Annotated in this window: 20 protein-coding genes; 9 read left to right on the top strand and 11 right to left on the bottom strand. The window is 70.2% G+C overall.

Translation table 11 applies throughout. The features are described 5' to 3' along the window. Positions 1-6: 6 nt before the first annotated feature. Entirely contained in the window at positions 7-906 is a 900-nt protein-coding gene (locus tag ABD371_RS31330) for an aminoglycoside phosphotransferase family protein (protein WP_344484489.1), read from the bottom strand. 97 nt (positions 907-1,003) lie between these two features. Between ABD371_RS31330 and ABD371_RS31325 the strand changes: the two genes are divergently transcribed. Next, a complete protein-coding gene (locus ABD371_RS31325; protein WP_344484486.1) occupies positions 1,004-1,765 on the top strand; it encodes an SDR family NAD(P)-dependent oxidoreductase in 762 nt (253 codons plus the stop codon). Between the two features lie 26 nt (positions 1,766-1,791). Beyond that, entirely contained in the window at positions 1,792-2,163 is a 372-nt protein-coding gene (locus tag ABD371_RS31320) for a MerR family transcriptional regulator (RefSeq protein ID WP_344484483.1), read from the top strand. 287 nt (positions 2,164-2,450) lie between these two features. Here ABD371_RS31320 and ABD371_RS31315 read toward each other — a convergent pair whose 3' ends face one another. The 4 genes from ABD371_RS31315 to ABD371_RS31300 form a co-directional block, all read right to left on the bottom strand. Next, positions 2,451-3,737, bottom strand: a complete 1,287-nt coding sequence (locus ABD371_RS31315) for a right-handed parallel beta-helix repeat-containing protein (RefSeq protein ID WP_344484480.1) — start codon at positions 3,735-3,737, stop codon at positions 2,451-2,453. A gap of 55 nt (positions 3,738-3,792) precedes the next feature. Next, positions 3,793-5,757: a right-handed parallel beta-helix repeat-containing protein gene (locus ABD371_RS31310; RefSeq protein WP_344484477.1), complete on the bottom strand. Its 1,965-nt coding sequence runs from the start codon at positions 5,755-5,757 to the stop codon at positions 3,793-3,795. A gap of 29 nt (positions 5,758-5,786) precedes the next feature. Then, the gene (locus tag ABD371_RS31305; protein ID WP_344484474.1) at positions 5,787-7,079 is read right to left on the bottom strand and encodes a glycosyltransferase family 2 protein; all 1,293 of its coding nucleotides are present in this window, start codon (positions 7,077-7,079) and stop codon (positions 5,787-5,789) included. 473 nt (positions 7,080-7,552) lie between these two features. Continuing rightward, positions 7,553-8,743 carry an MFS transporter gene (locus tag ABD371_RS31300; protein WP_344484593.1) on the bottom strand — a complete coding sequence of 397 codons (1,191 nt, stop codon included), beginning with the start codon at positions 8,741-8,743 and terminating at the stop codon, positions 7,553-7,555. 87 nt (positions 8,744-8,830) lie between these two features. Here ABD371_RS31300 and ABD371_RS31295 point away from each other — a divergent pair, with 87 nt between their 5' ends. Then, positions 8,831-9,289, top strand: a complete 459-nt coding sequence (locus tag ABD371_RS31295) for a winged helix-turn-helix transcriptional regulator (protein WP_344484471.1) — start codon at positions 8,831-8,833, stop codon at positions 9,287-9,289. Between the two features lie 193 nt (positions 9,290-9,482). Continuing rightward, positions 9,483-10,286 (top strand): inositol monophosphatase family protein, encoded by an 804-nt coding sequence (locus tag ABD371_RS31290; RefSeq protein ID WP_344484469.1) that lies wholly within the window; start codon positions 9,483-9,485, stop codon positions 10,284-10,286. 99 nt (positions 10,287-10,385) lie between these two features. Here ABD371_RS31290 and ABD371_RS31285 read toward each other — a convergent pair whose 3' ends face one another. Further along, complete coding sequence (locus ABD371_RS31285; RefSeq protein ID WP_344484467.1) at positions 10,386-11,429, bottom strand: DUF5954 family protein; 1,044 nt, start codon at positions 11,427-11,429, stop codon at positions 10,386-10,388. A 114-nt stretch (positions 11,430-11,543) separates the two neighbouring features. On the opposite strand from ABD371_RS31285, the gene ABD371_RS31280 reads away from it, so the two are divergent. The 3 genes from ABD371_RS31280 to ABD371_RS31270 all read left to right on the top strand — a co-directional run bounded on the left by ABD371_RS31280 (position 11,544) and on the right by ABD371_RS31270 (position 13,899). Next, positions 11,544-12,206, top strand: coding sequence for a bestrophin-like domain (locus ABD371_RS31280; RefSeq protein ID WP_344484464.1), 663 nt, complete (start codon positions 11,544-11,546; stop codon positions 12,204-12,206). A gap of 63 nt (positions 12,207-12,269) precedes the next feature. After that, positions 12,270-12,620 (top strand): hypothetical protein, encoded by a 351-nt coding sequence (locus tag ABD371_RS31275; RefSeq protein ID WP_344484462.1) that lies wholly within the window; start codon positions 12,270-12,272, stop codon positions 12,618-12,620. A 142-nt stretch (positions 12,621-12,762) separates the two neighbouring features. Further along, positions 12,763-13,899, top strand: a complete 1,137-nt coding sequence (locus tag ABD371_RS31270; protein WP_344484460.1) for a polyprenyl synthetase family protein — start codon at positions 12,763-12,765, stop codon at positions 13,897-13,899. 38 nt (positions 13,900-13,937) lie between these two features. On the opposite strand, the gene ABD371_RS31265 is transcribed toward ABD371_RS31270, so the two are convergent. Both ABD371_RS31265 and ABD371_RS31260 read right to left on the bottom strand, forming a co-directional pair. Further along, a complete protein-coding gene (locus tag ABD371_RS31265) occupies positions 13,938-15,641 on the bottom strand; it encodes a hydroxysqualene dehydroxylase (RefSeq protein WP_344484457.1) in 1,704 nt (567 codons plus the stop codon). Positions 15,642-15,706: 65 nt separating this feature from the next. After that, a complete protein-coding gene (locus tag ABD371_RS31260; RefSeq protein WP_344484454.1) occupies positions 15,707-16,090 on the bottom strand; it encodes a hypothetical protein in 384 nt (127 codons plus the stop codon). Positions 16,091-16,742: 652 nt separating this feature from the next. Here ABD371_RS31260 and ABD371_RS31255 point away from each other — a divergent pair. Beyond that, positions 16,743-17,696: a hypothetical protein gene (locus ABD371_RS31255; protein WP_344484451.1), complete on the top strand. Its 954-nt coding sequence runs from the start codon at positions 16,743-16,745 to the stop codon at positions 17,694-17,696. A gap of 147 nt (positions 17,697-17,843) precedes the next feature. Here ABD371_RS31255 and ABD371_RS31250 read toward each other — a convergent pair whose 3' ends face one another. Beyond that, positions 17,844-18,776: an SDR family oxidoreductase gene (locus ABD371_RS31250; protein ID WP_344484448.1), complete on the bottom strand. Its 933-nt coding sequence runs from the start codon at positions 18,774-18,776 to the stop codon at positions 17,844-17,846. 610 nt (positions 18,777-19,386) lie between these two features. Between ABD371_RS31250 and ABD371_RS31245 the strand changes: the two genes are divergently transcribed. Then, the gene (locus ABD371_RS31245; protein ID WP_344484445.1) at positions 19,387-20,463 is read left to right on the top strand and encodes a hypothetical protein; all 1,077 of its coding nucleotides are present in this window, start codon (positions 19,387-19,389) and stop codon (positions 20,461-20,463) included. A gap of 283 nt (positions 20,464-20,746) precedes the next feature. Here ABD371_RS31245 and ABD371_RS31240 read toward each other — a convergent pair whose 3' ends face one another. After that, positions 20,747-21,028: a hypothetical protein gene (locus ABD371_RS31240; RefSeq protein WP_344484442.1), complete on the bottom strand. Its 282-nt coding sequence runs from the start codon at positions 21,026-21,028 to the stop codon at positions 20,747-20,749. A 39-nt stretch (positions 21,029-21,067) separates the two neighbouring features. Beyond that, the gene (locus ABD371_RS31235) at positions 21,068-21,388 is read right to left on the bottom strand and encodes a hypothetical protein (protein ID WP_344484439.1); all 321 of its coding nucleotides are present in this window, start codon (positions 21,386-21,388) and stop codon (positions 21,068-21,070) included. Positions 21,389-22,658: the final 1,270 nt, after the last annotated feature.

The following is a 22,658-nucleotide window of genomic DNA, read 5'->3' as shown; positions in this document are numbered from 1 at the left end:
GCGGCCTCAGCTCTCGTCCAGCACCGCCCGAATCACATGCCGGGCATTGCCCGCCATCACAGGGTTCGTCCTCCGGTAGTACGGCAGCGCGATCAGCGCCTGCGAGAGCGTCCGCCCCCGGCCGCGGACCCAGGTCGCGTCGTCCACGCCCAGCGCCTCGCGGAAGACCTCCCTCGCCCCGCGCGGCAGCAGATTCCACGCCGGAAACAGATCACAGGCCGGATCCCCCGAACCCATGCACCCGAAATCGATCACGGCGGTCAGCCGGCCGCCCTCGACCAGCAGATTGCCCGGCATCAGATCCGCGTGCAGCCACACCGGCGGTCCGTCCCAGCCCGGGGCCCGCAACGCCTCCTCCCACACGGCGGACACGGCATCACCGTCCACGCCCTCCTCCGGGATCCCGCGCAACTCCTCGACAGCCGCCCGGGTCTCCGCGTCGAGCGAGGCGACCGGCCCGCCCCGGTGCGCCTTCGGCGCGCCCGGCAGGGTGATGCTCCACATCGACGCGACGAAGGCCGCCAGATCCTTCGCCAGCGGAAGGGGCTCGCTCAGCGCTCCCGATTCGGGATGGCCGCCCGGCAGCCACCGGTGCACCGACCACGGCCACGGGTACCCCTCCGCGGGCTTCCCGGCCCCGAGCACCTCGGGGACGGGCGTGGACAGAAGAGGCGCGAGGCGGGGCAGCCACTCCTGCTCCATCGACACGTCCTTCGCCCCGCCCCGTACCAGCGGCAGCCGTACGACCATGTCGTCGCCCAGCCGGTACATGGCATTGACCGTCCCGCCGGACGGCCACCGCTCCACCGCCAGCCCCGCCCACCGGGGGAACTGCCCGGCGACCAGCCGCCGTACAAGATCACCGTCAAGGGGGTGCATACCGGGATGCATCCGTCCTGCACTCATGCACGCCATCCGAGCACCGGACGCCGACGGGCGTCAAACACCTTTCCACGACGCCGCTTGACCTTGCCATTGGCGGCAGGGTTGAAGGATCACCGACATGAACAACAGCAACGCAACGCGGTCCGGCCGGGTCGTCATCGTCACCGGGGGAGGCACCGGGATCGGCCGGGCCACCGCTCGCGCCTTCGCCGAGGAAGGCGCTCAGGTACTCGCCGTGGGCCGGCGGATCGCCCCGCTCGACGAGACCGCCGCCGGACACGACCGCATCACGCCACTGGTCGCGGACATCACCGCCCAGGGCGAGCCCGAGCGGATCGTCGAAACCGCTCTGAAGACGCACGGACGCCTGGACGTACTGGTCAACAACGCGGGCATCGTGAGCGCCGCCGCGCTCGGGACTCTCACACCGGAGGTGATCGAGCCCCAGATCGCCACCAACCTGATCGCGCCCATCCTGCTGACCCAGGCCGCGCTGCCGCCCCTGGAGACCTCCGGCGGAGTGATCGTCAACGTCAGCACCTCGGTGGGGCAGCGCGCCTGGCCGGGCAACTCGCTCTACGCGGCCACCAAAACCGCGCTGGAGCTGCTCACCCGCAGCTGGGCGGTCGAACTGGCACCCCGCGGCATCCGGGTGGCGGCGGTCGCGCCCGGCGCGATCGACACCCCGATCGGCGAGCACCAGGGCCTGACACCGGAGCGCATGGCCGAGGTACGGAAGTGGCAGCTGGCGAACACCCCGCTGAGCCGGATCGGCCGCCCGGAGGAAGGGGCCTGGGCCATCGCCCGACTCGCCTCACCGCAAGCGTCGTTCATCACCGGGGTGATACTCCCGGTCGACGGGGGAGCGGTCGTGGCGTGATAGGGATGGCCCCGGAGGTGGAACGGGTGAGAATCGGTGAACTGGGCAAGGCGACAGGGGCGACCGCCCGAGCGCTGCGCCACTACGAACAGGCCGGGCTGATCTCCTCCGAGCGAGCCGCCAACGGCTACCGGGTCTATGACGAGCGAACGGTCGCACGGGTGCGCAACATCCGTTACCTGCTGGCCGTCGGCCTGACCCTGGACGATGTGCGGGCCTTCCTGCCCTGCCTGGACGGCGACATGTCCACCGCGCCGCCCTCGGAAAGCGGTCTGCGGGTCGCCGTCGAGCGACTGACGGTCCTCAACGACCGGATCGCGGCCCAGACCGAGGCCCGCGACCGCCTCAAGGCCGCCCTCGACCGGCGAACCGCCGAGCTGCCCCGGTCACCTGCCTGACCGGTCACCCCGGGGCACAGAGGTCCTGCGGCCCGTTCGACAAGGAGCCACCGCCAGTCGTCCGGTAGCGATTTCTCCGCCTTCAGCAGCCGTTCCACCACACCGGACCGCAAGTGCGCCCAGTTTCCCGCGGTGCCGGAGCGCCGTTCGTCGACGCGCGGTATTCCCCGGCAGTCCACCAGGGGTTCGCCGCACTCGTCCACCGGGACTGCGGTGACTCTCGGGTCCGACATCAGCACGATTTCCGTCATCGGGAATCCCCTTCGGCTGGACTGGGCGGAGAGGGCTCAGGATCGGCCCTTGCCGCAGCGGCCGTTGGTGTTGGTATGGCCCTGAGCGGCGTTGACAGTGGTGTTGGTGCAGGTGAGCGTGTTGTTCTTGGCAGTGAGGTTGTACCCGTAGCCGGGCCCGTTGACATGGGCGGTGTTGTTGTCGAAGGTGTTGCGGACTCCCCAGCCCTTGAGGACCTGATGGGTTTGGTAGCCGTCCTGGGGGGTGTTGTGGCCGGTGTTGTTCTGGATCAGCCAGTCGTTGCCTTTTATGTCGATCCAGGAGTCGTTGTGCTTTCCATTGAGGTAGGTGCCGTCGAAAATATTGTGGGTGATGGTGCCGTTCGAGGTGCCTTCTTTGATGTCGATGGCTTCGGCGGTGGTTTTGGTGATGTGGTTGTTGGTGATGCGATTGTCGTCGCTGTTGTCGGGTTGGCATTGGGTGACGGTGCACCAGTTGGATTTGGCGGTGCCGATGTAAATGCCTTCGCCGTATTTGGGTTTGCGCAGGCCGGTGGTGTGGATGGTGTTGTGGCGAATGGTGTTCTGAGTGCTGTGGTTGCGGAAGTGGATGGCTTCGTCGCCGATGTCATGGACGGTGAGGTTGTTGAGGGTGGTGTGGTGGGTGCTGTCCGCCATGACGCCTTTTTGGGCGTTGCGGATGGTGAAGCCGGTAATTCTCCAGTGGGTGGCGCGATTGAGGTGCAGGGCGTATCCGCCTTTGATGCCGTCGCCGTCCAGGACGGCGTCGGAGGGGCCGCAAAGGGTGATGGGTTTGTTCTTGGCGGCGGGGGTGGTGGCGGTGAAGCGTCCGGTGTAGGTGGTGGGGGTGAGGCGGATGTTGTCCCCCGGGCGGGCGTCGGCGAGAGCTCTCTGGAGGGAGCGGGTGTCGGTGACGGTGATGGTGGCGGGCGGGCAGTCGGTTTCCCGGGAAGGAGCGGGCGGGGCGACGGGGCCGCCGGGGGTGGGCGTGGCGGTGTGTTCGGGTGCGGGGGCACCGGTGCCGGTTTCGGTGCCGGCGGTGGCGGGTTCGGGCGGGCCGGCGTCGGTGTCGGCATCGGTGGGGAGGGTTCCGGGCCTGACGGACCAGGTGCTGTGGGGACCGGCCTGGGTGGCTCCGGGGACGATCCCGGTGCTGTCGTCGTCGTTGTCGGCGAGGGCGACAGCGAGTGCGGTGAGGGCCGTGAGAAGAGCGGCGGAGGACAGCCAGACGGCCGGGCCGCGGGCCGCGGTCCGGCCCGCCGGTTGTGGTCCGGGTGTCTGTTCCGGGTCGGGGCCGGACTGCGCCGGCGGGTTTGACGTCATGGTCGGTGGCTCCGGTTTCGGCGGGATGCGGGGGTGCGCCAGAGACGGCCAGGCCCTAGCGCTGCTCGGTGGGGGGCGGGGAGGGGAGCGGCTGCTTGTCGGCGTACGGATGGGGGGCGGTCGGTGCGGCGGTGGTGTTGCTGTGGCGGCTGGTGCGACGGGCGCCCAGGATCGCGGAGATGAGGATGAGAAGGAGGATCGTGGTCCACAGGATGGTCATGGGGCTGGCGTAGTGGCGGAACTTGATCCAGAAGGTGCTGGTGTCGTGCCAGGCGAAGGTCTGGTTCTTCTTGAGCGTGATGGTGCCGTGGGCACGGCTGGTGTCGAGAGCGCTGGGGCCGACACCGGCGACGACGTTGTAGGAGACCGCGGTGGCGCCGACACGGCCGACGAGCGAGATGCCGTGCGAGGTGGCGTCCTGGACGGTGTTTCCGCGTATCTCGGCTTTCGCGTCGCGCAGATAGATGCCGGTGTCGGTGCCTTCGACGAGGTTGCCGCTGATGGTGGCGTCGGTGACTCCGTCGCGGACCGAGATGCCCTGCCGGGTCTGACCGGTGAGGTGGTTGCCGGTGATGGCGACTTTGGTGGTGTTGTCGCGGGTGACGATGCCCATGTCGCCGCCGTGGATCTTATTGTCCTGGACACCGACATTGGTTCCGCCGAGGACTTCGATGCCGTGTCGGCCGTTGTCGCGGGCGGTGCTGTGGGAGACGGAGTTGGATCCGTAGGCTGCGGTGGATTCGCCGGCCGCGGAAGGTCCGTCGGCCAGGGGACGGCCGCTGAGGGTGAAGCCGTTGCCGCCGTTGGAGAGGGCTGTGGAGCCGGTGACACGGACCTGCTGGGTGGCGCGGGAGAGGACGAAGCCGTCGCCCGCGTTCTTCTGGGAGACGGTGCGGTCGACGACGACGTTGGTGACGCCGCGGTGGAGGACGACGCCGTCCTCGAGGCTGCTCTCGACACGGGTACGGGTGATGTTGACCCCGGTGGCACCGGAGACGAACAGCCCGAAGAGGTTGCCCTTGATGGTGGAGTTGCTGATCTCGGCCGAGAGATAGGAGAGATCGGGGAGGGAGAAGCGGGTGTCGGGGGTGGTGAGCTCCCCGGCGGGACCGGCGATGATGCCGCCGCTGCGAGGCGTACGTTCGGACTGCCGTTCGGCTTTGTCGTCGGCGGCGGACTGCTCGCGCTGGTTGAGGTCTTCGTCCTCGGAGTACTTGATGTTGCCGGTGTCGGGACGGTCGGTTCCGGTGAGGCTGAGCCCCGCGGTGCGGCCGCTCCAGAAACCGAGGTCGGAGATGTGGGTGTGGGTCATGGAGAACTGGCCGCCGATGGCCCGGATGAAGGCGCGCCCGTCTCTGACGTCGGTGTCGGGCGCGTTGGTGCGGGTGTCGGAGCTGCTGATGCGGGTGGGGGCCTGCGGGGTGCCTTCGAGGGTGAGGCGCCCGCCGAAGGACACGATGGAGACGAAGCCTTTGGTGTTGCTGGCGAGGCGCAGGGTGAGTCCGCCGGGGCTGGAGAGCTTCAGCTTGGCACCGGTGTTGAGATAGATGTTCTCGGTGAGCAGATAGGAGCCGTCGCGCTTCCGGACGAACGTCTGGGGAGCGAGTTCCAGCAGGTCGGAGACCCCGTACGGCTTGGTGCGGCGGGTGAGGACCAGGGTGTATCCGCCCTGGGTGTCCAGCCGGTAGGGGCGTGACCACTGAGGGCCTTTGAGGGGGGCGACGGCGGCGACCGCGCGGACCTGGTCGAGGCGGCGGTCCTCGGCGGCGACAAGAGCGGTCTGGTTCTCGGCGTCCTCGGGGGTGAGCTCCCGGTCGCCGCCGCGCCCGCTGTCGTCGTCGGCACGGCTCAGGGCCTGAGCGGCTCCGGCCCCGGCTCCGGCGAGGGCGACGGAACCCGTACCCGTATCCGCACCGCTGTCGGCGGGGGCGGCGGCGTGGGCGGCGGGGGTGAGGAGGAGAGCCGCGGTGAGAGGGAGCACGATCGCCAGGCGGCGCGTGGTGCCCGGGGTTCGTCGCACGGCGGAGGTGGTGTGTGAGATGTGGTGTGTCACCGCTGTGCCGCTCCCGCCGGTGCGGCCGTGGCCGTGGCTGTCTCGTCGGATCGTGGTGTGCCGCTGCCGCTGCCGCTGCCGCTGTTCGTGAGGGAGGCCGAGTCCTGGCCTTCGCCACCGATGCTGGTGCTGTTACGGGTGAGCCAGCCCTGCTTGTTCATGGTGAGGAAGGCGTAGAGCTTGATGGGCAGCGAGATCATGATCACGACGAGGGCGAGGAGCGGCAGGATGAGAATGTCCTGCGGGTGTCTGCGCAGATGGGAGTAGCCGCGGATACCCCGCCCGACGACCAGCCAGATGACGACCAGGACCACGCCGCGGCCGTTGAGTTCGAGCCGGCTGAAGAGCAGGTAGCCCAGGGCCATGCCCATGGTGACCGGGGTGAGCAGGATCTGGAGGACCGTGATCTTGGTGACGAGAGGGGCCCGCCAGAGCCAGCCCTTGTAGAGGGCGGTGAGGTAGCAGCGGTAGGAGTTCCTGCTCCAGCGCACCCGTTGTTTCACGAAGGCGGCGAACGAGGCGGGGAACATCGACAGGGCGCGCGCGGAGGACTGGTGCACGGTCCGGTAGCCGGAGGCCAGGACGAGCCAGGTCAGGCGGCCGTCGTCGCCGGCGACACAGCGGCGGCCGAGGAAGAACTCGTTCTCCAGGTTCTCCAGCACGGGTTCGACGGCCGCGCGGCGGTAGGCGGCGGTGCGGCCGGAGAGGCAGGCGACGGCTCCGGCGCGGCCCATGGCCGGGACGTAGTCGTAGTAGCGGAGGTTGACCAGCCAGTCGGCCAGCCGCCGCCAGACGCTGGTGGTTCTGAGATAGACGTTCTGCTGGGTGCCGACCCCGCCGACCTGCGGGTCGGCGAAGGGCATCTGGACCGCTGCCAGCAGCCCCGGCTGCCAGCGGGTGTCGGAGTCGACGAGCACGATCAGCTCACCGGTCGCGGCCCGGATGCCCACGCCCAGTGCCGAGCGTTTGCCGCGGTGCTCGAAGGCCAGCACCCGTACCCGGGGGTCTTCGACCTGCCGCAGCCTGCGCAGGACTTCGGTGTCCTCGACGTCAGGCACGATGATGATCTCGGTGGGGTCCTGTGCCAGCCAGGTCTCCAGGCAGTCCAGCAGGATCTGCGGGTCCTCGCGGTACGCGGGGACCACCACCGACACCGTGGTGCGGTAGTCGTTGACCACGGGCCGTGCGAAACGCGAGAGCACCGTCCGGTAGAGCCACAGCGCCCAGACGAACGCCCCGGCGAGCCCCAGGGGCATCAGCTCACGCCATGATGTCTCCCCCACCGCCATGACGATCCATGACCACACTCCGTCGAAAAACCCCGACACTTTTTCCGGTCCCCCAACCCGCGTGGCGAGTGATGACGTTGAGTCAGAAGCCCACGCGATGCGCCACTGTACGGGAGAATATGGAGACGAATGAATGATCTCTCCACACTTGGCGCACAGGGTGCCCTCAGTACACCCCCAAACCTTTACATTTCAGACGCCATTCGCTCGCTTTACCCCCAAATCCGACTGCTCCGGCGGGTGCGGTTCGCCCTTTCGCTCCCGCTTCCCGGTTCGCCGCCCCGACGGCCGCCCGGCCGCCGGGGGAGCCGGCGGTGCCGGGGATCAGGTGTGCCGGGACCTCGGGCTCTGCGGTATATTGATCTTGTGCTCGCGGCCGGGATCCCCGGTGGTGGGACCGGCGTTGGTGGTCCAAGGAAAGACACCCCACTTCCCGTGGGGGGATGCAGGTGCGAGGCCTGCCCAGCGCTCGATCAAGGCCCCGGCCTCCTCAGGGAGGCCGGGGCCTTCTGCCGTACGGTGCTTCGGCCGGCCGCCCAGACGGCCAGCGCGCAGACCGCGAACCCGGCCCCGAGCAGGCTGGTGCCGGTCCAGCCGCGGGCGGTGAGGACGGCGGTGGTCGTGGCCGCGCCGAGGGCGGAGCCGAGCGAGTAGAAGACCATGTAGCCGCCGATGACGCCGCTGAGACGGTCCGGATACGCGGCGGTGAGCAGATGCTGATTGCTCACATGCACGGCCTGGACCGCGAAGTCGAGGACCACGATTCCGGCGATGAGGAGCCACAGCGACCACGGCAGCCGCGCGATCGCCGCCCACGACAGGACGAGCAGGGCGAGCGCGAGGCCGGTGACCGGAACCGCCCGCCCCGCGTCCGCCCACCGTCCCGCGCGCCCCGCGCCGAGCGCGCCGGCGAGTCCGGCGATGCCGAACAGTCCGATCTGGCCCTCGCTCAACCGCCAGGGCGCGTCCGTCAGCGACAGGGACAGTCCGCTCCACAGGGTTCCGAACGACGCGAACAGGAAGAACGCGATGAGCCCGCGCGTCAGGAAGGCGCGCTGTCCGAACAGCCCGCCGAGCGAGACGACGGCCTGCCGGTACCCCGGGAGCCGGCCGGGGCGCTCCTCCTTCGGCAGCAGGGCGAGGACGAGGGCCGCGAGCCCGAGTGAGAGCACCGCGAGCACGGCGTAGACGCTCCGCCAGCCCCACATCTGGGCGAGCGCGCCGGTGACGGCCCGCGCGCCCAGGATGCCGATCACCACCCCCGAGGTCACGACGCCGATGGTCCGTCCGCGTTCGGCCGGTGGCGAGACCGAGGCGGCGTAGGCCACCGCCGTCTGCACCACGACCGCGAACACCCCGGCCGCCGCGAGCCCCGCGAAAGCCGCCCACGCCGCTGACGCCGAGGCCGTCAGGAGCATGCCCGCCGCGCTGACCGCCAGATGCACGGCGATGAGCCGCCGCCGCTCGACCGCGTCGCCGAGCGGCACCAGCAGCACCAGTCCCACCAGATATCCGATCTGGCCGGTCGCCACGATCCACCCGGTGAGTTCCGCCGGCAGGCCGAGGTCGCGTCCCATCGGCTCCAGAACCGGCTGAGCGGCATAGACGCTCGCCACCGCCACGCCGCACACCACCGCGAGCAGCAGCCGCCGCCACATGTCCATCGTGCCCACCCCAAAAAAAGTAGCAAATTGCAACCGTTTTGACCGTACGGCATGATGGTTTCAATCCGCAACTCATCGGGAGGTGCCATGCCAGGCGCGACCGCTCACGCCCCGAACCACGACTGGACCGACCCCCACTGCCCCGTCGCCCGCACGCTCGACCTCGTCGGCGACAGATGGACGCTGCTCCTCATCCGGGACGCGATGGACGGGGCGCGGTCGTTCACCGAGTTCCAGCGACGCACCGGCATCGCCCGCAACATCCTCACCGAACGCCTCCGCAAGCTCACCGCTCACGAACTCCTCGCCCAGCGCACCGCACCGTCGGGCCGGCGGCAGGAATACGTGCTCACCGACGCGGGCCGCGACCTCTTCCCCGTCGTCCTCACCCTGCGCCAGTGGGGAGAACGCCACGCCTTCGCCCCCGGCGAGGCCCACTCCACCCTCGTCGACCAGCACGGCACCCCTGTACCGGAGATCGCGCCGACCGCAGCCGACGGCACCCCCCTCGACGCCGACACCACTCAGGTGCGGAAGGTCCGGTAGACACTCCACGCGTTCCACGGCGGACGCCACCACACCGGCCACCTGCCCCCGGGTACGCACACCCCTCACCGCATCGACGGCCGTACCGTCGTCCTCACCGTCCGGGAAACACCCGGCACCCCGGACGGTGAGGACGCCCCGGCCCCGACTGACACGCCGTCAGAATGAGCGCGCCGCCGGTACTCTGCGCGACATGACCAACCCCTCCCCGGGCCTCGACGACGCCGAGGTCGCCATAGCCGCAGCACATGGCGGTGCCGAGGTGGTGCGCACCATGTACGGCCGGCGGCTCGCCCGCCTCGACAAAGGCGCCGGAGACTTCGCCACCGCCGCCGATGTCGAGGCGGAGCAGGCGATTCTCGCCATCATCCGCGCCGCTCGCCCCGACGACGCGTTCCTCGGTGAGGAGAGCGGCCGTCAGGGGGCCGCCGAGGCCGCGCGCCAATGGCTGGTGGACCCCCTGTGCGGCACACTGAACTACGCCGTCGGCACCATGCTGGTGGCCGTCAACGTCGCACTGCGCGACGGCGCGGCAGCCGTCGCCGACCCCTTCACCGGCGAAGTCTTCTTCACCGACGGCGAGACCGCCCGGGTACGGCACAACGGCCTCGACACGCGACTGGCACCCACGCCCGCCACCCGGCTGGTGGACGTCAACCTTGACCCGCCATTCCCGAACGCGCCCGGCTTCCGCGCCGTGGACCTGCTGGCCCACCCCGGATTCACTCAGCGCTTCCGGCCACGAGTCGTGTCCACGACGCTCGCACTGGCCTGGGTCGCCGCGGGCAGGCGCGCCGCCTACATCACCGACGGCGACAACCTGTCCGGCAATGTGCACTTCGCCGCAGGCATCGCCCTGTGCCGCGCCGCCGGCTGCCCGGTCACCGGAATCGACGGCACCCCGACCGGGCGGACGAGCCGCGGACTCGTCGCTGCCGCCGACGCCGAGACCCACGGACTGCTGATGTCGATGATCCACAGCCGAAGCCACGGCTGAAGCGGTGGGGGCGGCGGACCTTCCCCGCGAGGCCGCCACTCGGTGCCTCCGCGAGACATCGACGGCCCCGGCCCGGGAGGCACCGAAGCGGACCCGATCTCAGTCCTCGGGGAGGATGACACCGTCCTCGCTGAGCGGCGGATGCATACGGGTCGGCTCGTACGCGTCGACATCGCTCGGCCGCGGCCCCTCGGGCCCGTCGGGGCCCCAGCGCAGCAGCCGACGGGTACGGCCGATCTCGTACAAAGTGCCCTGGAACTCCAGCCGGTTGACCAGCCGGCCGCCCCGCAGTTCGCGGGCGGCCTCGACATACGGGGCCAGTTCCGGGGTCGAGGCGTCGCGGTCCCCGTCGACCTCCACGGCGGAGAGACCGAGGGGCGCGGTCGCGTCGGCGGGGAGCACTCCCTGCTTCTGCGGCCAGGTCCAGGTCAGGGCGAAGTCCAGCGATCTGCGGGCCGCGTGCGCGGTGGCATGCGGGCCGCTGATCGGCCGCCACCCGCTTTCGGTCCGTTCCACCAGCGTGAACGTCGCGGGCAGCAGCAGGACATCCGGGTGGGTGTCCAGCGCCCGGCGCGAATCCTCCCTCACCGGGGCGGGGAACCGGTCGCCGGTGTAGTGCAGATCGAACATCGCCAGCCGCTCCGCGGCCTGGGTCGGGGTGACCGGCGCGTCGGGGTCCAGTACCAGGCCGTCATCGACTTCCGGTTCCCGCTCCGACATGGCCCAGCTGGGGACGAGGGGCTCGGGATCGGTCGGACGCGGCGGTTCCATGCCCGAGGGGCCCGTGACGGTGTACTCCTCGGCGCGCACGATCCGGTAGCGGGTGCCGACCGCCGCCACCTCGTTCACAGGTTCGCTCTCCAGCCGTGCGACGGCCGCCAGCAGCGACCGCCGCTCCTCCCGGTCCTCGGTCTCGTCCTTCGCCCGGAACCACAGCAGCGAATTCAATTCGTCGCGCGCCATCTGCGGGGCCCCATCGGTCACCGGGACCACCACCTGCCACCGGGACCGCTCTCCGGGGGCCTGCGCGACCACACCGAACCGCGGACCGCGTAAGGCCAGATCGCTGTAGCGCGCCGCGGCGTCGCTCGCATCGGCTTCCACGACTGCTTCCACCAGCTCGACCGGCACGCGCACTGCCATCGGCCGCATTCGGCCCGGGCCGAGATCTCTCTGCTCCATGTCGCCCATCCTGCCGATCCCGGCACTTCGCCGGGCCGGTTTTCCGGATCTACCCCTTTTCGGGGGCACGATGGTGTGGCACCGGCGGATTCGGCGGACATCTCCCTCGACGCGCGGTGCCGGGCGAACAGCAACGCCGACGAGGCCGCCCTCGCCGAGGCGGCGGCGGTGGACCACATGTACGAGGTGGCCGATTTTGTACCGCAGGCCCAGCGCGAGCACCTCCAGGCCGCTGTGGTCTGCTACGCGCGGGCCGTCCGTACGATGGAGTGGCCCGCCCTGGCCCAGGGGCACGGCTCCCCGGAGTCCAGCGTCTGGAGCACCGACTTCCGGCTCACGCTCAAGCAGCTCGGTGCCGGCCCGTCGTTCGAGATGCTCGTCGACGCGGACGACAAGCGCTCGCAGGCCCGCCAGACCCGGCTGGCCGAATCCAACCCGACCATCCCCGGAACCATCTACTGGTACATGCTGGTGAGCCTGGCGGTCACCATCGTCGCCCTGGGACTCTGCCTGCCGCGCACCGGCAACCGGCCCCAGCTCGTGGCGCTGCTGGTGATCACCGCCCTGCTGACCGGAGCGCTGCTGATGATCCGCGATGTGGAACGCCCCTTCACCGGCCTGGTCCGGGTGAAGCCCACCGCGATCGCGGAGACCGAAGCCCAGGCCACCCGCGAATTCCGGGCGGCGTACGGCACAGGCAGACTGCCCTGCGATCCCCAGGGCCGCAAGCGAACGTGAGCGGACCCGGCCGCTCCTGCTGGAGAACGACGCCTTGTCAGACCCACGTCCTACGCTTTCATCATGAGCGTCTCCCTCTATTACAGCGCGTACCGCACGACACCTCTGACCGGGACCGAGTCGGCATCCGTCACGCGCGTCGTCGCCGCGCGCACGGCGTCCTTCCCGTACGAGGACGAGGAAAGCCTGTACGTGCACGACCAGAGCGCGGACGAACCGCGCCAGATCGTCGCCGGGTCCACCAAGATGCCGTTCGATCCCACCCGAGTGTTGCCGGTGATCGCCCATCTGCTGGATTCCGTTTCGGAGTTGCGCCGGGCCATACCGGATGCCGAGTGGCGCGTGCACATGGACGACCTCGACGTCCCCTGGGACGAGGCGGAGGGGTACACCCTGCCCGGCATGCGGACCTGATCGGACGCGAGCGCCCTCGACCGGGGCGCTCGCGTCGGAGCCGCTCGGCCCGACAGCCCCACTCGTGGGCCGGTTCCCGCCGATCGCACCCCCCACTGGCACGGCTGAGACCCGTACGCCTGCCGGGCATCCCGGAGGACCCGTGACCATCCCGCCTGCCACCCCTTCCGCACGTGTCCCGCGACTTCTCGCGGAGGCACGGCACCGTACGGACGCGGTGATCGTCCCGCTCCTGGAGCGGGTGCACCCGCTCCACGCCAGGGTGCTGGCCTACCAGTGGGGGTTGTGGGACGCCAGGGCACGGCCCCTTCCCCAGGACGGGCGCGGCAGGGGCAAGGGCCTCCGGTCGGCGCTCGTGTTCGCCTCCGCCCGTGCCACCGGCCGTCCCGGCACCGACTCCCTGGTGCCGGCCGGGGCCGCCGCCGTCGAGCTGCTCCACACGCTCTCGCTCCTCCACGACGATGTGATGGACGGGGACGAGGTGCGCCGGGGACGGCCGGCGGCCTGGCGAGTCTTCGGCCCCGCCGCCGTCGAGGAGGCCGTCCGCGCACTGACCCCCCACGCCGTCGAGCTGCTCTTCGACACCGTCCCGGCCGACACCGTCCCGACCGGCGTGGCCGTGGGCTCCGGCGGCCTCCCGCCGCCTCGGGATCCCGAGGCGCTGCGTGCCCCCGCGCGTGCCGCCGCCGTGCTCGGCGACGCACTTGTACGGCTGGCCCAGGGCCAGGCCCTCGACCTCGCTCTGGAACGCGAGCCGAGCCCCGGCACCGCCGTCACACTGCGGGTGCACGCCGACAAGACCGGCTCGTTGTTCGCGTGCGCGTGCGCGCTGGGGGCGGCCCCGGCCGCAGCCGCGGACCTCGCCGCCTTCGGGGAACAGCTCGGCATCGCCTTCCAGATCGTCGACGACATCCTCGGCATCTGGGGCGACCCGGCCGTCACCGGCAAGCCGGCCGCCGCCGACCTGTCGACCAGCAAGAAGTCCTACCCCGTCGCCGTGGCCCTTGCCCTGACCGGTCCGGATCCGGACCGGTCGGGGGACGGCGTCCCCCGACGGCTGCCCGACCTCTACGCGCTCCTCGGGCCGTGGACGCCGGCGCAGACGGACGAGGCCCGGCGACTCCTCGACCGAAGCGGCGCCCGCGCCCTCTCGCAGGAGGCGGCCCGCAGCCACGAACAGGCCGCCCTCACCGCCCTGGCCCGGGCCTGCCCGCCGAACGAGGAGGCGGGGGAGGACCTGCGGGCTCTCGCCGCCTTCGCGGTCGGCCGCTCGTACTGATCCCCCTCACCTCCTTCCGTTCCCGTCCGGGGCCGGTCCTACCGGTCCCGCTGCCACGGGGCCGGGCGGTCGAACGTGTTCGGCAGGCCGGCCGCGTACAGCTCGTCGTCCAGGCGCTGGAGACGGGCCAGCTCCGCCGGCTGTTCCCAGCCGCGCACGACGCATTCCGGAGCGGTCGAACCGGCCGTCGCCAGAAGGGCGTTCACGGCCGCCTTGGCGCTCTGGTCCGCGGCCTCCATCGTGGCCAGGTTGAGGTCCACGTCCACATGGTCGCCGGCCTGGAACAGGTTGGGCACCTTTCCCGCCGGCTTGGGCCGCCACCGCCGCGAGCCCGCCGTGCTGATCAACAGGGGGTCCGTATTGCGAGCGAGGCTGCCCGGCTTCGAGGGCCAGCGGATCGCGGGGTCCGTGAAACACGTATGCACCAGCCCCGGCGACAGCAGGCCCCGGCCGTCGCGCCGCAACGATTGCGTCAACTGGTGCCACACCTCCCGGACCACTTCTTCGCGGGTGCACTCGCGGGCCGGTCTCCCGGTCAGCAGGCCAGGAACGTCCCACGCCGACACGTCCACCGACAGACAGTCGTGGACCGTGCCGTCGCCGTACCGTGCCGAGAAGTCGATGCCGGACCAGAACTGGGCCTGCGCGACGGAAGTCAGCGCCCACGGCGAGTCCACATGGATGACATGGCCGTGAACGAGCGGAGTGCGCTCGCGCAGGAAGAACTGCACCCCGGTCATCCAGTCCGTCTCCAGGCGGTCGACGGCCCTCAGGCTCTCGTCCAGTTCGCACACCTCCGGGCCGAGGGTGCGCACGGCCGCCTCGGCCGGCACCGCGCAGACAAACCAGTCGGCCTCGATCTCACGCACCACACCGGACGGAGTCCGCACCACGGCGGCCCGTACCGCACCGCGGGCCGTCCGCAGACGGGTGACGCGATGCCCCACGAGAAACCGCACACCGAGACCGACCAGATGCGCCGCCCACGGACCGATCCACGCCTCCGTGCTCGGCGCGTCCAGGACCCGGTCCGCCTCGGCATGACGGGCCCCACCGAGCAGACCGGCCCAGAACTCCACCTGCACACGGCCGATCGACGCCACACTCGCCGACTCGGCCTTCGCCGCCACCAGCGTCCGCGTCGGACCGATCACACAAAGCCGCCGGTACTCCTCGGAGGCAGTCGCCCCGGCGGTGAAATCCCACCATGAGACGTTCTCGAACTCACCATCACGACGGGACCGCCCGCTCGTCGCGAAGACGAGCAAGCGGTTCGCGAAGTGGGCGCTCTCCTCGGGCGAGAGCCCGGGAGTCCGGGCCGCCAGACGGCCCATGGCGCGCAGGGTGACCTCCACATTCCGCGTCGCGGGACCACCGGCGATGTCCACGACCACCCCGTCGCGCTCCCCGTCACGCGCGTACAGCACCTCCGTGGTCGCCACCAAGCGATCGGCCACAGAACCACCGCGGGCGGGGATACGCGCCATCGTCTCCGTCACGTTCCGATAGAACCCGGGGAAGAAACGGAAGCCATGCTCACCCGGCAGATCACTCCGCCCGCCCCGGCCGGTACCAAGAACCGGAATACTGCGCGCCTTCCCGCCCAGCGCCCTGGCCTCCACCACCGTCACTTCAAAACCACGCTCGGCCAACTCCATCGCCACGGTCAGCCCAGCGGGACCGCCCCCGACCACGACCACCCGCCGCCCGCCCCGTGCCCCTGAACCCGGATCCGTCCGCATGCCCCAGCCTCACCGTTGTCCTGCCGCGCGGAGCCGGTCGAGCATCCGATACAGACCGTGGACCATCACCACGTCAGTACGGACCCGGCGAACAACATGACGACCACGACGCCGATACAGAACACGATGTGCCGGCGCGGGAGATCGTACGTTTCACGTGTCACGCCCGCATTGATCTCCCGGGCCCACATCGTGGCGAGCTTGCGGGACGGGAGCATCCCGATCGTGAGCCCGATGAGGGCGAACGCGTAGGCGACGAGCATGGTGGCGAGCGAGAAGCCCTCCGCCCGTCCGGCCATGATCATGCAGGCCCCGCACAGTACCGTGATGAAGGGATACGCCATCCGGAACTTGCGATCGGGTATCCACAGGGCCATGGCGGAGACATGGACCACGGTGGCGGCCCCGGCCATCAGCCACAGCCATCCCGTACCGACGGAAGCGAGCACGAACGCGGTCCCCTTTCCTGGAGCAGACGCGGAAACTGGTGTACCACCCAATGGCAGTCCGTGACCGGGGCGTTAATCGCCGCCGTCGCCGCCCCGTCCTCCGCCCCGATTCTTCCCGAGCCCCCGGACCACCGCTCCCGCGGCCAGGGTCCCAACCGCGACCTTTGTGGTCCAAGGCGGCCCACCCCGCCGGGACCACACCACACACGCGCACCCGAAGACAGCGAGCACCAGAACACCGAGCAGCACCAGGACCACGCGTCCCCCGTCCATTTCCCACGGTTCGCACACGGCCACAACGACCGTACTCGAACAGGAAGATGGCCCATCAGCCCCCGTGGTTCATCGGAGGGCGGTGAAAAGGGTTTGCCTCACGGTGCCGCAAGAGCGAAGCCCGCCCCCATGGGCACAGATCTCCTCGTGATTTCGAGCGGGATCACTCGATGATCGCCCGTCTGCTGGGCGGCCTGCGGAGCGCTGCCGATCGGGCCGCACCGCCCGAGAAGCTTGACCACACCCGAGTGTTCGGCAATTTGTGTGAATCCCAAGTACCTTGCTGAGCTGCTGTTTTGGGGTAAGCGGAGGCTGGTGTTCGAGCAGGTTGGATCTTGCGCTAGCGTCCCCACCCATGATGAGTCGAAACTGGGCCGCTGTGGCTGTCGCTCTCTCGAGCATCGCTGTTTCCGCCGCCCCCGTCGCGCAGGCCGCCGACCCGTCCGCAGCCCGGGAGTGGCAACAGGTCGGCACCGGGATCACCGGTGGCGTCAGCGGGCTCGCGGTGATTGAGAATGGTGCGAACGAGGGGGAGCCGGTCGACCTCGTGATGGTGCGGGACAACAAGAAGCCCGGTGAGAACCGGGTCGCCACCGTGCGATACCAACATGAGAGCCCTCCGGTGGTGAGAGAACTCCCCTGGCGGGGCCTGGAGGAGCCGAAAGACCTCGAAGCGGTCGACGCGGTGCCCGGACAGCCGGGTGACTTCGTGGCTCTGTCCAGCGACGGCACGGCCTACCACTTCACCCTCGATCCGGACGCGGCCATGGTGTGGGGAAGCTCCCCCGTCCCCGGCCGTGCCCCCGGTGACAACTACGAGAGCTTCGCGCTGACCCGTCAGCACGGCCGAACCGTCGCCGTCTGGGCGACCAGGGGTTCGAGCGACGCCCAGCCCGCGAAGGTGCGCGCTGCCGTGTACGACCCGAACAGCGGGGCGTTCGGCCCGGCGTCCGGGCCGGTGCTGTTCAGCGTCCCCGACCCGCTGCCCGTGGACGGACAGGAAGTACGCCACGCCAGCGACATCAAGATCCACGAGGACGGGACGGTACTCCTGACCGCGGCGTCGGACCCGAACATCAACTCCGGCCCGTTCGCCTCGGCCGTCTACCGTGCCGGAAAGGTGACGTCCGACACGGCGGGGAGAATCGGGCTGCAACTGCTGCCCAAGGACCGGCTCACCGCACTCGCTTCCTTCAGCAAGGAGGTGGACAACCGCAAGATCGAGGCGGTTGCCTGCCCCGGCAACGGCAGCCCCGGAATCGTTGGCACGGACGACGAGGACCACGGCGGATCGCTGCTGCTTCTCGACATCTGCCCGAAACCCAAGAACTGAGCGCATGGAACCAGTGCGAACGGTCTCGTCAGGGTTCCCGCCAACCTGATCAATACGCGGATGAATCGATCGGCAGGGGCACAGAAGGGCGAACTGGAGGTGAACCCGGTGCAGTGCCCGGCAGGCCGGCATTACCGCTTGCCGGAGTCAGCGGAATGAGTCGATGTTCTTGATCACCCAGTCGTCGTAGGTGAGCGGTGGACGGCCGGTGATGTCCTGCACGGACGGTCGCTGGTCGGCCGTCCACTGGGCGAGTTCGGTGAATCGGGTGCCGTACTCTTCGAGGGCGTAGAGCGTCACGTCGATCGCGCCGTCGGGCCAGCCGAGATGTCGCCAGTTGGCCCGGCTCTCCTCCGGTGTGAGCTTGACGGTGTCGATGTCGCGGCCGAGGACGGCGGCGATGCTCTGTATGCGGGAACGTGTGCTCAGTGGCGGGCCCACCGCCTCGATGACCGTCCCGGTGAAGTCGTCTCCGGTCAGGGCCGCTGCCGCTACGGCCGCGAGGTCCTCCTCGTGGATGAAGGGGTAGTGGCCCTGGTCGAGGAAGGCCTCACGGACCACCCCGTCGGCGCGGACGGTGTCGGGCCAGTCCGACCCTGTCGCCGGGTAGGTCCCCTCGATGACGGCACCCATCACGGCCGACGGCCGGATGTGCGTCCAGGCGATGCCCGAGTGCTCCACGGCCTTCTCGATCGCCAGCCAGAACCAGGTCTCCGGCGGATTCGTCTCCTCGTACTCCGGCCCGTGGGACGACAACAGGACGATCTTCCTCGCGGCGGCGTTCCGCGCCAGGGCCAGAGCGTCCTGGACCGTGGACGGACGGGCGCCGGCCAGGAACACGGCCTCGACACCGTCGAAGGCCCGGGCGCACTCCAGCGGGCGGGTGACGGACCCTTCGACGACTTCGACCGCTTCGGGCCAGCCGTCGCACTGGTCCGGCTCGGCGATCACCCGCACACGCCGGCCCATGGTGAGCAGTTGCCGTGCCAGACACCGGCCGACGATCCCGGTCGGACTGTTGCCCTCGTCCTTGCGCGGGCTGACGACGGTCAGCAGGTAGACGCCTTCGATTTTCGGCACCGTCTCATTCTGCGCGAACCTTTTCACAGCAAGACCTTTCAACGCGTCAGCGTGGATCTTGCACCTGGCCCGGACACCGGACGGCCCCTGCCGTACCGCGCGGTCGCGGAACCAAGGCTGCGGATCGAGATCGGCGAGCCTACCAGGAGCGGCGACAGACCCACAGCAGACCCCAGCGTCGAGTCAGGAGACACCCAGGCCGACCGCCCAGCCTCGCACGGGCCTTCCTTCGGACTGGCTGAGGCGGCCGGGGGCGAGCAGCACGGCGACACCGTCGCCGCCCCTCTCTCACGCGGCGATGGATGTCGAGCTGATCACCGTGGGCCAGAGGTACCCCTACTGCACACGTCATGCCCCGGCCGCGCTGGGCCTGCCCCACGGCGTCGTGAGCAGCGCCTCGCGCGGCTGTTCAGAACGGCGGCCGCATGGTCGGGCCGCCCCGGACGGTGATCGGCTCCCGTGATCTGGCCGCGTCGTACAGGCTGGCTGACACGGACGGTGCTCCGCATCAGAGGTACAGGGAAGGGCCGACCCCTTCCCCCCGACGTGGTTCGCCCCCTGTGGCTCTGAGCCGGCAGCCAGGCCACGTTGTCAGTGCCAGGGTGCAGGCATGGATGCCATGAGGACCCTCTTCAAGGGCGAATTCAGCGTCGCCTGCGGACAGATGTACATCGACAGCCGCACCAGCCCCGACGACAGCGACACCGGTCTTCACGAGTGCTTCATGGGACAGCGGGCGGGACTCTGCGGAGCAGCCGTCCCCGGCTACCTCTTCCTGCTGACCGGCATGCACACCGGCTCCGTCCCTCTGACCGTCGAACTGCACGAGACGGAGCCGCCTCTGGACTTCGACGGCTCGCAGGATGTCGTGGAGACACCGTTCCAGGCGGCCTCGGACGGCACACTGCTGATCGAATGGGGCGGCGTGGGCCGGAGCCTCGGCCTGCGCCCGGGGCCGTACCGGGTGCGCTACCACTGCCGTGGCATGGACAGGGCCAACGGCGTCGTGCGGGACGAGGACGAGCCCGTGCTGGACGAGTACCTGCTCCAGTTCTGGCCGTGCCCGCCCGAGCGCGACCGCATCGTGAAGCGGACCAGCGAATCCGCAGCGTACTGGCACGAGTTCGCGGGCGAGCTGCCCCCTCCGCCCACCCCGGAAGAGCTGGCCGAGACGGAACGCCTCGCCCGTGAGAAGGAGGAGCGCGAAGCGCGGGAGCTGCGGGAGCGCCTTGAGGAGGAGAAGTGGGGCGGACGTCTGCCCAGCGACCGGCTGCGGACTGTCGCCGGCAATGTGTCCGCGATGGTGGACCTCGATGTCGCCCTCCTGCACGCCATCGACGAGGCCGGACCAGACATCCAGCGCGCGATCGCCCGCCGGACCGCACACCGCTCCTGCGACGTGGCCGGGCTCAGCGACGTGGACTGGATCGCACGCGGCCTGACGGAACTGGACCAGGGCGTATCCTTCTCCCCGCCGCTGGACGACAGGGACCAGACCTGGAATCTCCTCCTCTCCGACCCGCGGGTCCCGTCCACCACCGTCACCCTGCCAGACGGCACCCCCAACGCCTCCCAGCAGGCCATGGCCCTCCCGGCCCTGACCCGTGCGGTGCGCTCGCCGATCTCCGCAGGTACAGCCGTCCCAACGGCCTGGAAGCCGCAGCCGAAGAACTGCGCCGCCAGATGACCGAGGTGGGCGGAACCCGCCCGCACGCCCGCCGGCGGCTGGAAGCGCGAGCAACTCGCTGCCTGGGGCATGCCCTGGCCGCCGCCCAAGGGCTGGAAGGAAGAACTGACCGAGCGCCGGAAGGCGAACAGCCGGCAGTCGGCGGATGGCAGGCTGGGCGATCCGGTGACGTCCCGTCATGTTCCGTTTACCTGAGAGGTCGATGCCTTCCAGCCGCACCCTGCTGCTGCCCGTCGTGCCCGAGGCCCTCGACACTCCGCAACTCTCTGCCGAGCCGTGCGGTTCAGCCGGGCATGGTCACCCAGCGGCGCACCGTCCAGTCATAGTGGCCGATCGTGCCGGGGCGGATCGATGTGTACGTCACCCACTCGTCGCCACTTTCCCCGTCGCCGTCGTCGACCGGGTCGTCAAAGGGGCCCGGAGCCCAGGAGACAAGGATCCGGCCCTCCTCCGCCTCGACCACCCAGCCGAGGAACTCCCTGCCGTCCCGGAGCGAGAAGCCGACTTTGTCGGACCTCTCCACACAGCGGACGAAGTAGTCGTGCAACGCCAGGAGTTCAGACACCAGCCCAGCCTACTCACACGGGTACAGACGCGGCCGACGTCACCGGGTGCGCACCACAGGCGCTGTCGCCACACCCGCCCGGACAAGAAGACCTCCCGTCCGCTGGAACAACTGCTGGTGTGGTGGCGCGTCCGCGATCCTGAAATTCGGCAAGGCGATGATCGCCGGTCTGCTGGAACGCTGCCGCCCGGCCGCCGCGGTGATCCGGGCCGGGGTGCGCCCGCTGCTCGACACCGCCCTTGCCGCGCTCGACGTCACGTCCTCGCCGAGGCCCGGCGCCATCTGCTGGAGACCCTGGGCGGCCGCGCGTTCCCGCCCGGCTTGGACGACTACATCGCCGACCAGGCCCTCGCCCGCCACAGCCGCCAGTTGACCGTCTCCCAGCCCGGACGCCGGCCCCCCGGCACCCGATCTGATCACCTACACCGCCGACTTCCCCTGGCCCGCCCGCTGGGACGCCGCCCTCACCCCGGCACAGAGGGCCGCCGCCGTCCACGCCCACCAGCAGGCCGCGATGCCCCAGGGAGTACGCGGAGGGCCGGACCACCGATCCGGACACATGGAAGACCTCCCCGGAACGCCTCGCCGCCCTCGCCAAACTGACCGCCACCACCGAGGCCCGCAAACGCAGCCTCGCCGAAGCGGACGCCCACCGCCGCGCACTGGTCGACGGGGAACTCCCGGGCCCGGCGGCCGAACTTCCGACGGACGCCCGCCGCCGGGAGCACGAGCACCCGCAGCAGCCCGGCCGCGATCACAGCCAGAATCAGGGCCGGGGTGTCCAGCCGTGACGGCCGCCGGTACTACCGCGCCGTCCGGTACTGCTGCCGGGCGGCAGGAGACCGCCCGGCGGGACGGGTGCCGAAGTCACCGCGCCAGCTCCTGGGACGCGGTCGGCCGCCCGCTCCTGCGGCCATCCGGCCCAGGCGAGGGTGCGGTGGAACCGATTCCCTTTCTGAGTGCCGGAGGCTTTGTACGGCTGATCCGACCCCGCCCGCGTCACAGCGGAGTACCTGCAACTGCTCGCCGCGAATCTGGACCGGCCGATCGAGCGCTTGGAGCAGCTCGCCGACGCCGCCCGCCTGCGCGCGGTGCTGTACCCGGCACCGGAACCGCCCCCGGCCGGGCGCCCGCGCCGGTTCTCTCGGCAGTACTCCGGCAGCCGGCCGAACCAGTGGTTCGCCCCGCGGGGCCGTCGCCGGCGGTGACGTACGGGATGTCCCGGCATCCGGTATCCGCGGCGACGATGCCGTGCATCCGCCCCGCACCAGGTCCAGCGATGCCGTGCACTCGACGGGTACGCCTTGACCTGTAGTGTCGTCGAGTGGAAGGCAACCCTTGACCAGCTGCGGAATTCCGGTGTTCCTCCTGGACCGTGCTCGCCGAGCCACGGAGGTGCCGTGCAGGGGGCCTGGGATGCCTGTCAGGGAGTGGGGAGGGCGGTCCGGTGTTTGCCGGTTCATCTGCGATCTCGGCCATGGGACCTCGCACGTGGTACCGGCCGATGCCGGAGCAGTTCCGGAAGCACATCTCCCTGGCGGGCGGGGAAACGAGTTCGCCGGAAGGTGAGTAGCCGGCAATTGGCGGGGTGTGAGGCTGATCCGCGCCGACGCGCGACAGCGGGCGAGGA

The organism is Streptomyces amakusaensis, from assembly GCF_039532665.1.
GTDB lineage: Bacteria > Actinomycetota > Actinomycetes > Streptomycetales > Streptomycetaceae > Streptomyces > Streptomyces amakusaensis.
The sequence above is the reverse complement of the archived record's forward strand: the minus strand, read 5'-3'. Positions and strand labels throughout refer to the sequence as shown.

Excerpts from the sequence above, each read along its gene's own strand:
- ABD371_RS31295 (WP_344484471.1), top strand. The coding sequence starts at position 8,831 with ATGCCAGGCGCGACCGCTCACGCCCCGAACCACGACTGGACCGACCCC.
- ABD371_RS31290 (WP_344484469.1), top strand. The coding sequence starts at position 9,483 with ATGACCAACCCCTCCCCGGGCCTCGACGACGCCGAGGTCGCCATAGCC.
- ABD371_RS31325 (WP_344484486.1), top strand. The coding sequence starts at position 1,004 with ATGAACAACAGCAACGCAACGCGGTCCGGCCGGGTCGTCATCGTCACC.
- ABD371_RS31285 (WP_344484467.1), bottom strand. The coding sequence starts at position 11,429 with ATGGCAGTGCGCGTGCCGGTCGAGCTGGTGGAAGCAGTCGTGGAAGCC.
- ABD371_RS31315 (WP_344484480.1), bottom strand. The coding sequence starts at position 3,737 with ATGACGTCAAACCCGCCGGCGCAGTCCGGCCCCGACCCGGAACAGACA.
- ABD371_RS31245 (WP_344484445.1), top strand. The coding sequence starts at position 19,387 with ATGGATGCCATGAGGACCCTCTTCAAGGGCGAATTCAGCGTCGCCTGC.
- ABD371_RS31305 (WP_344484474.1), bottom strand. The coding sequence starts at position 7,079 with ATGGCGGTGGGGGAGACATCATGGCGTGAGCTGATGCCCCTGGGGCTC.
- ABD371_RS31330 (WP_344484489.1), bottom strand. The coding sequence starts at position 906 with ATGAGTGCAGGACGGATGCATCCCGGTATGCACCCCCTTGACGGTGAT.
- ABD371_RS31300 (WP_344484593.1), bottom strand. The coding sequence starts at position 8,743 with ATGGACATGTGGCGGCGGCTGCTGCTCGCGGTGGTGTGCGGCGTGGCG.
- ABD371_RS31275 (WP_344484462.1), top strand. The coding sequence starts at position 12,270 with ATGAGCGTCTCCCTCTATTACAGCGCGTACCGCACGACACCTCTGACC.
- ABD371_RS31265 (WP_344484457.1), bottom strand. The coding sequence starts at position 15,641 with ATGCGGACGGATCCGGGTTCAGGGGCACGGGGCGGGCGGCGGGTGGTC.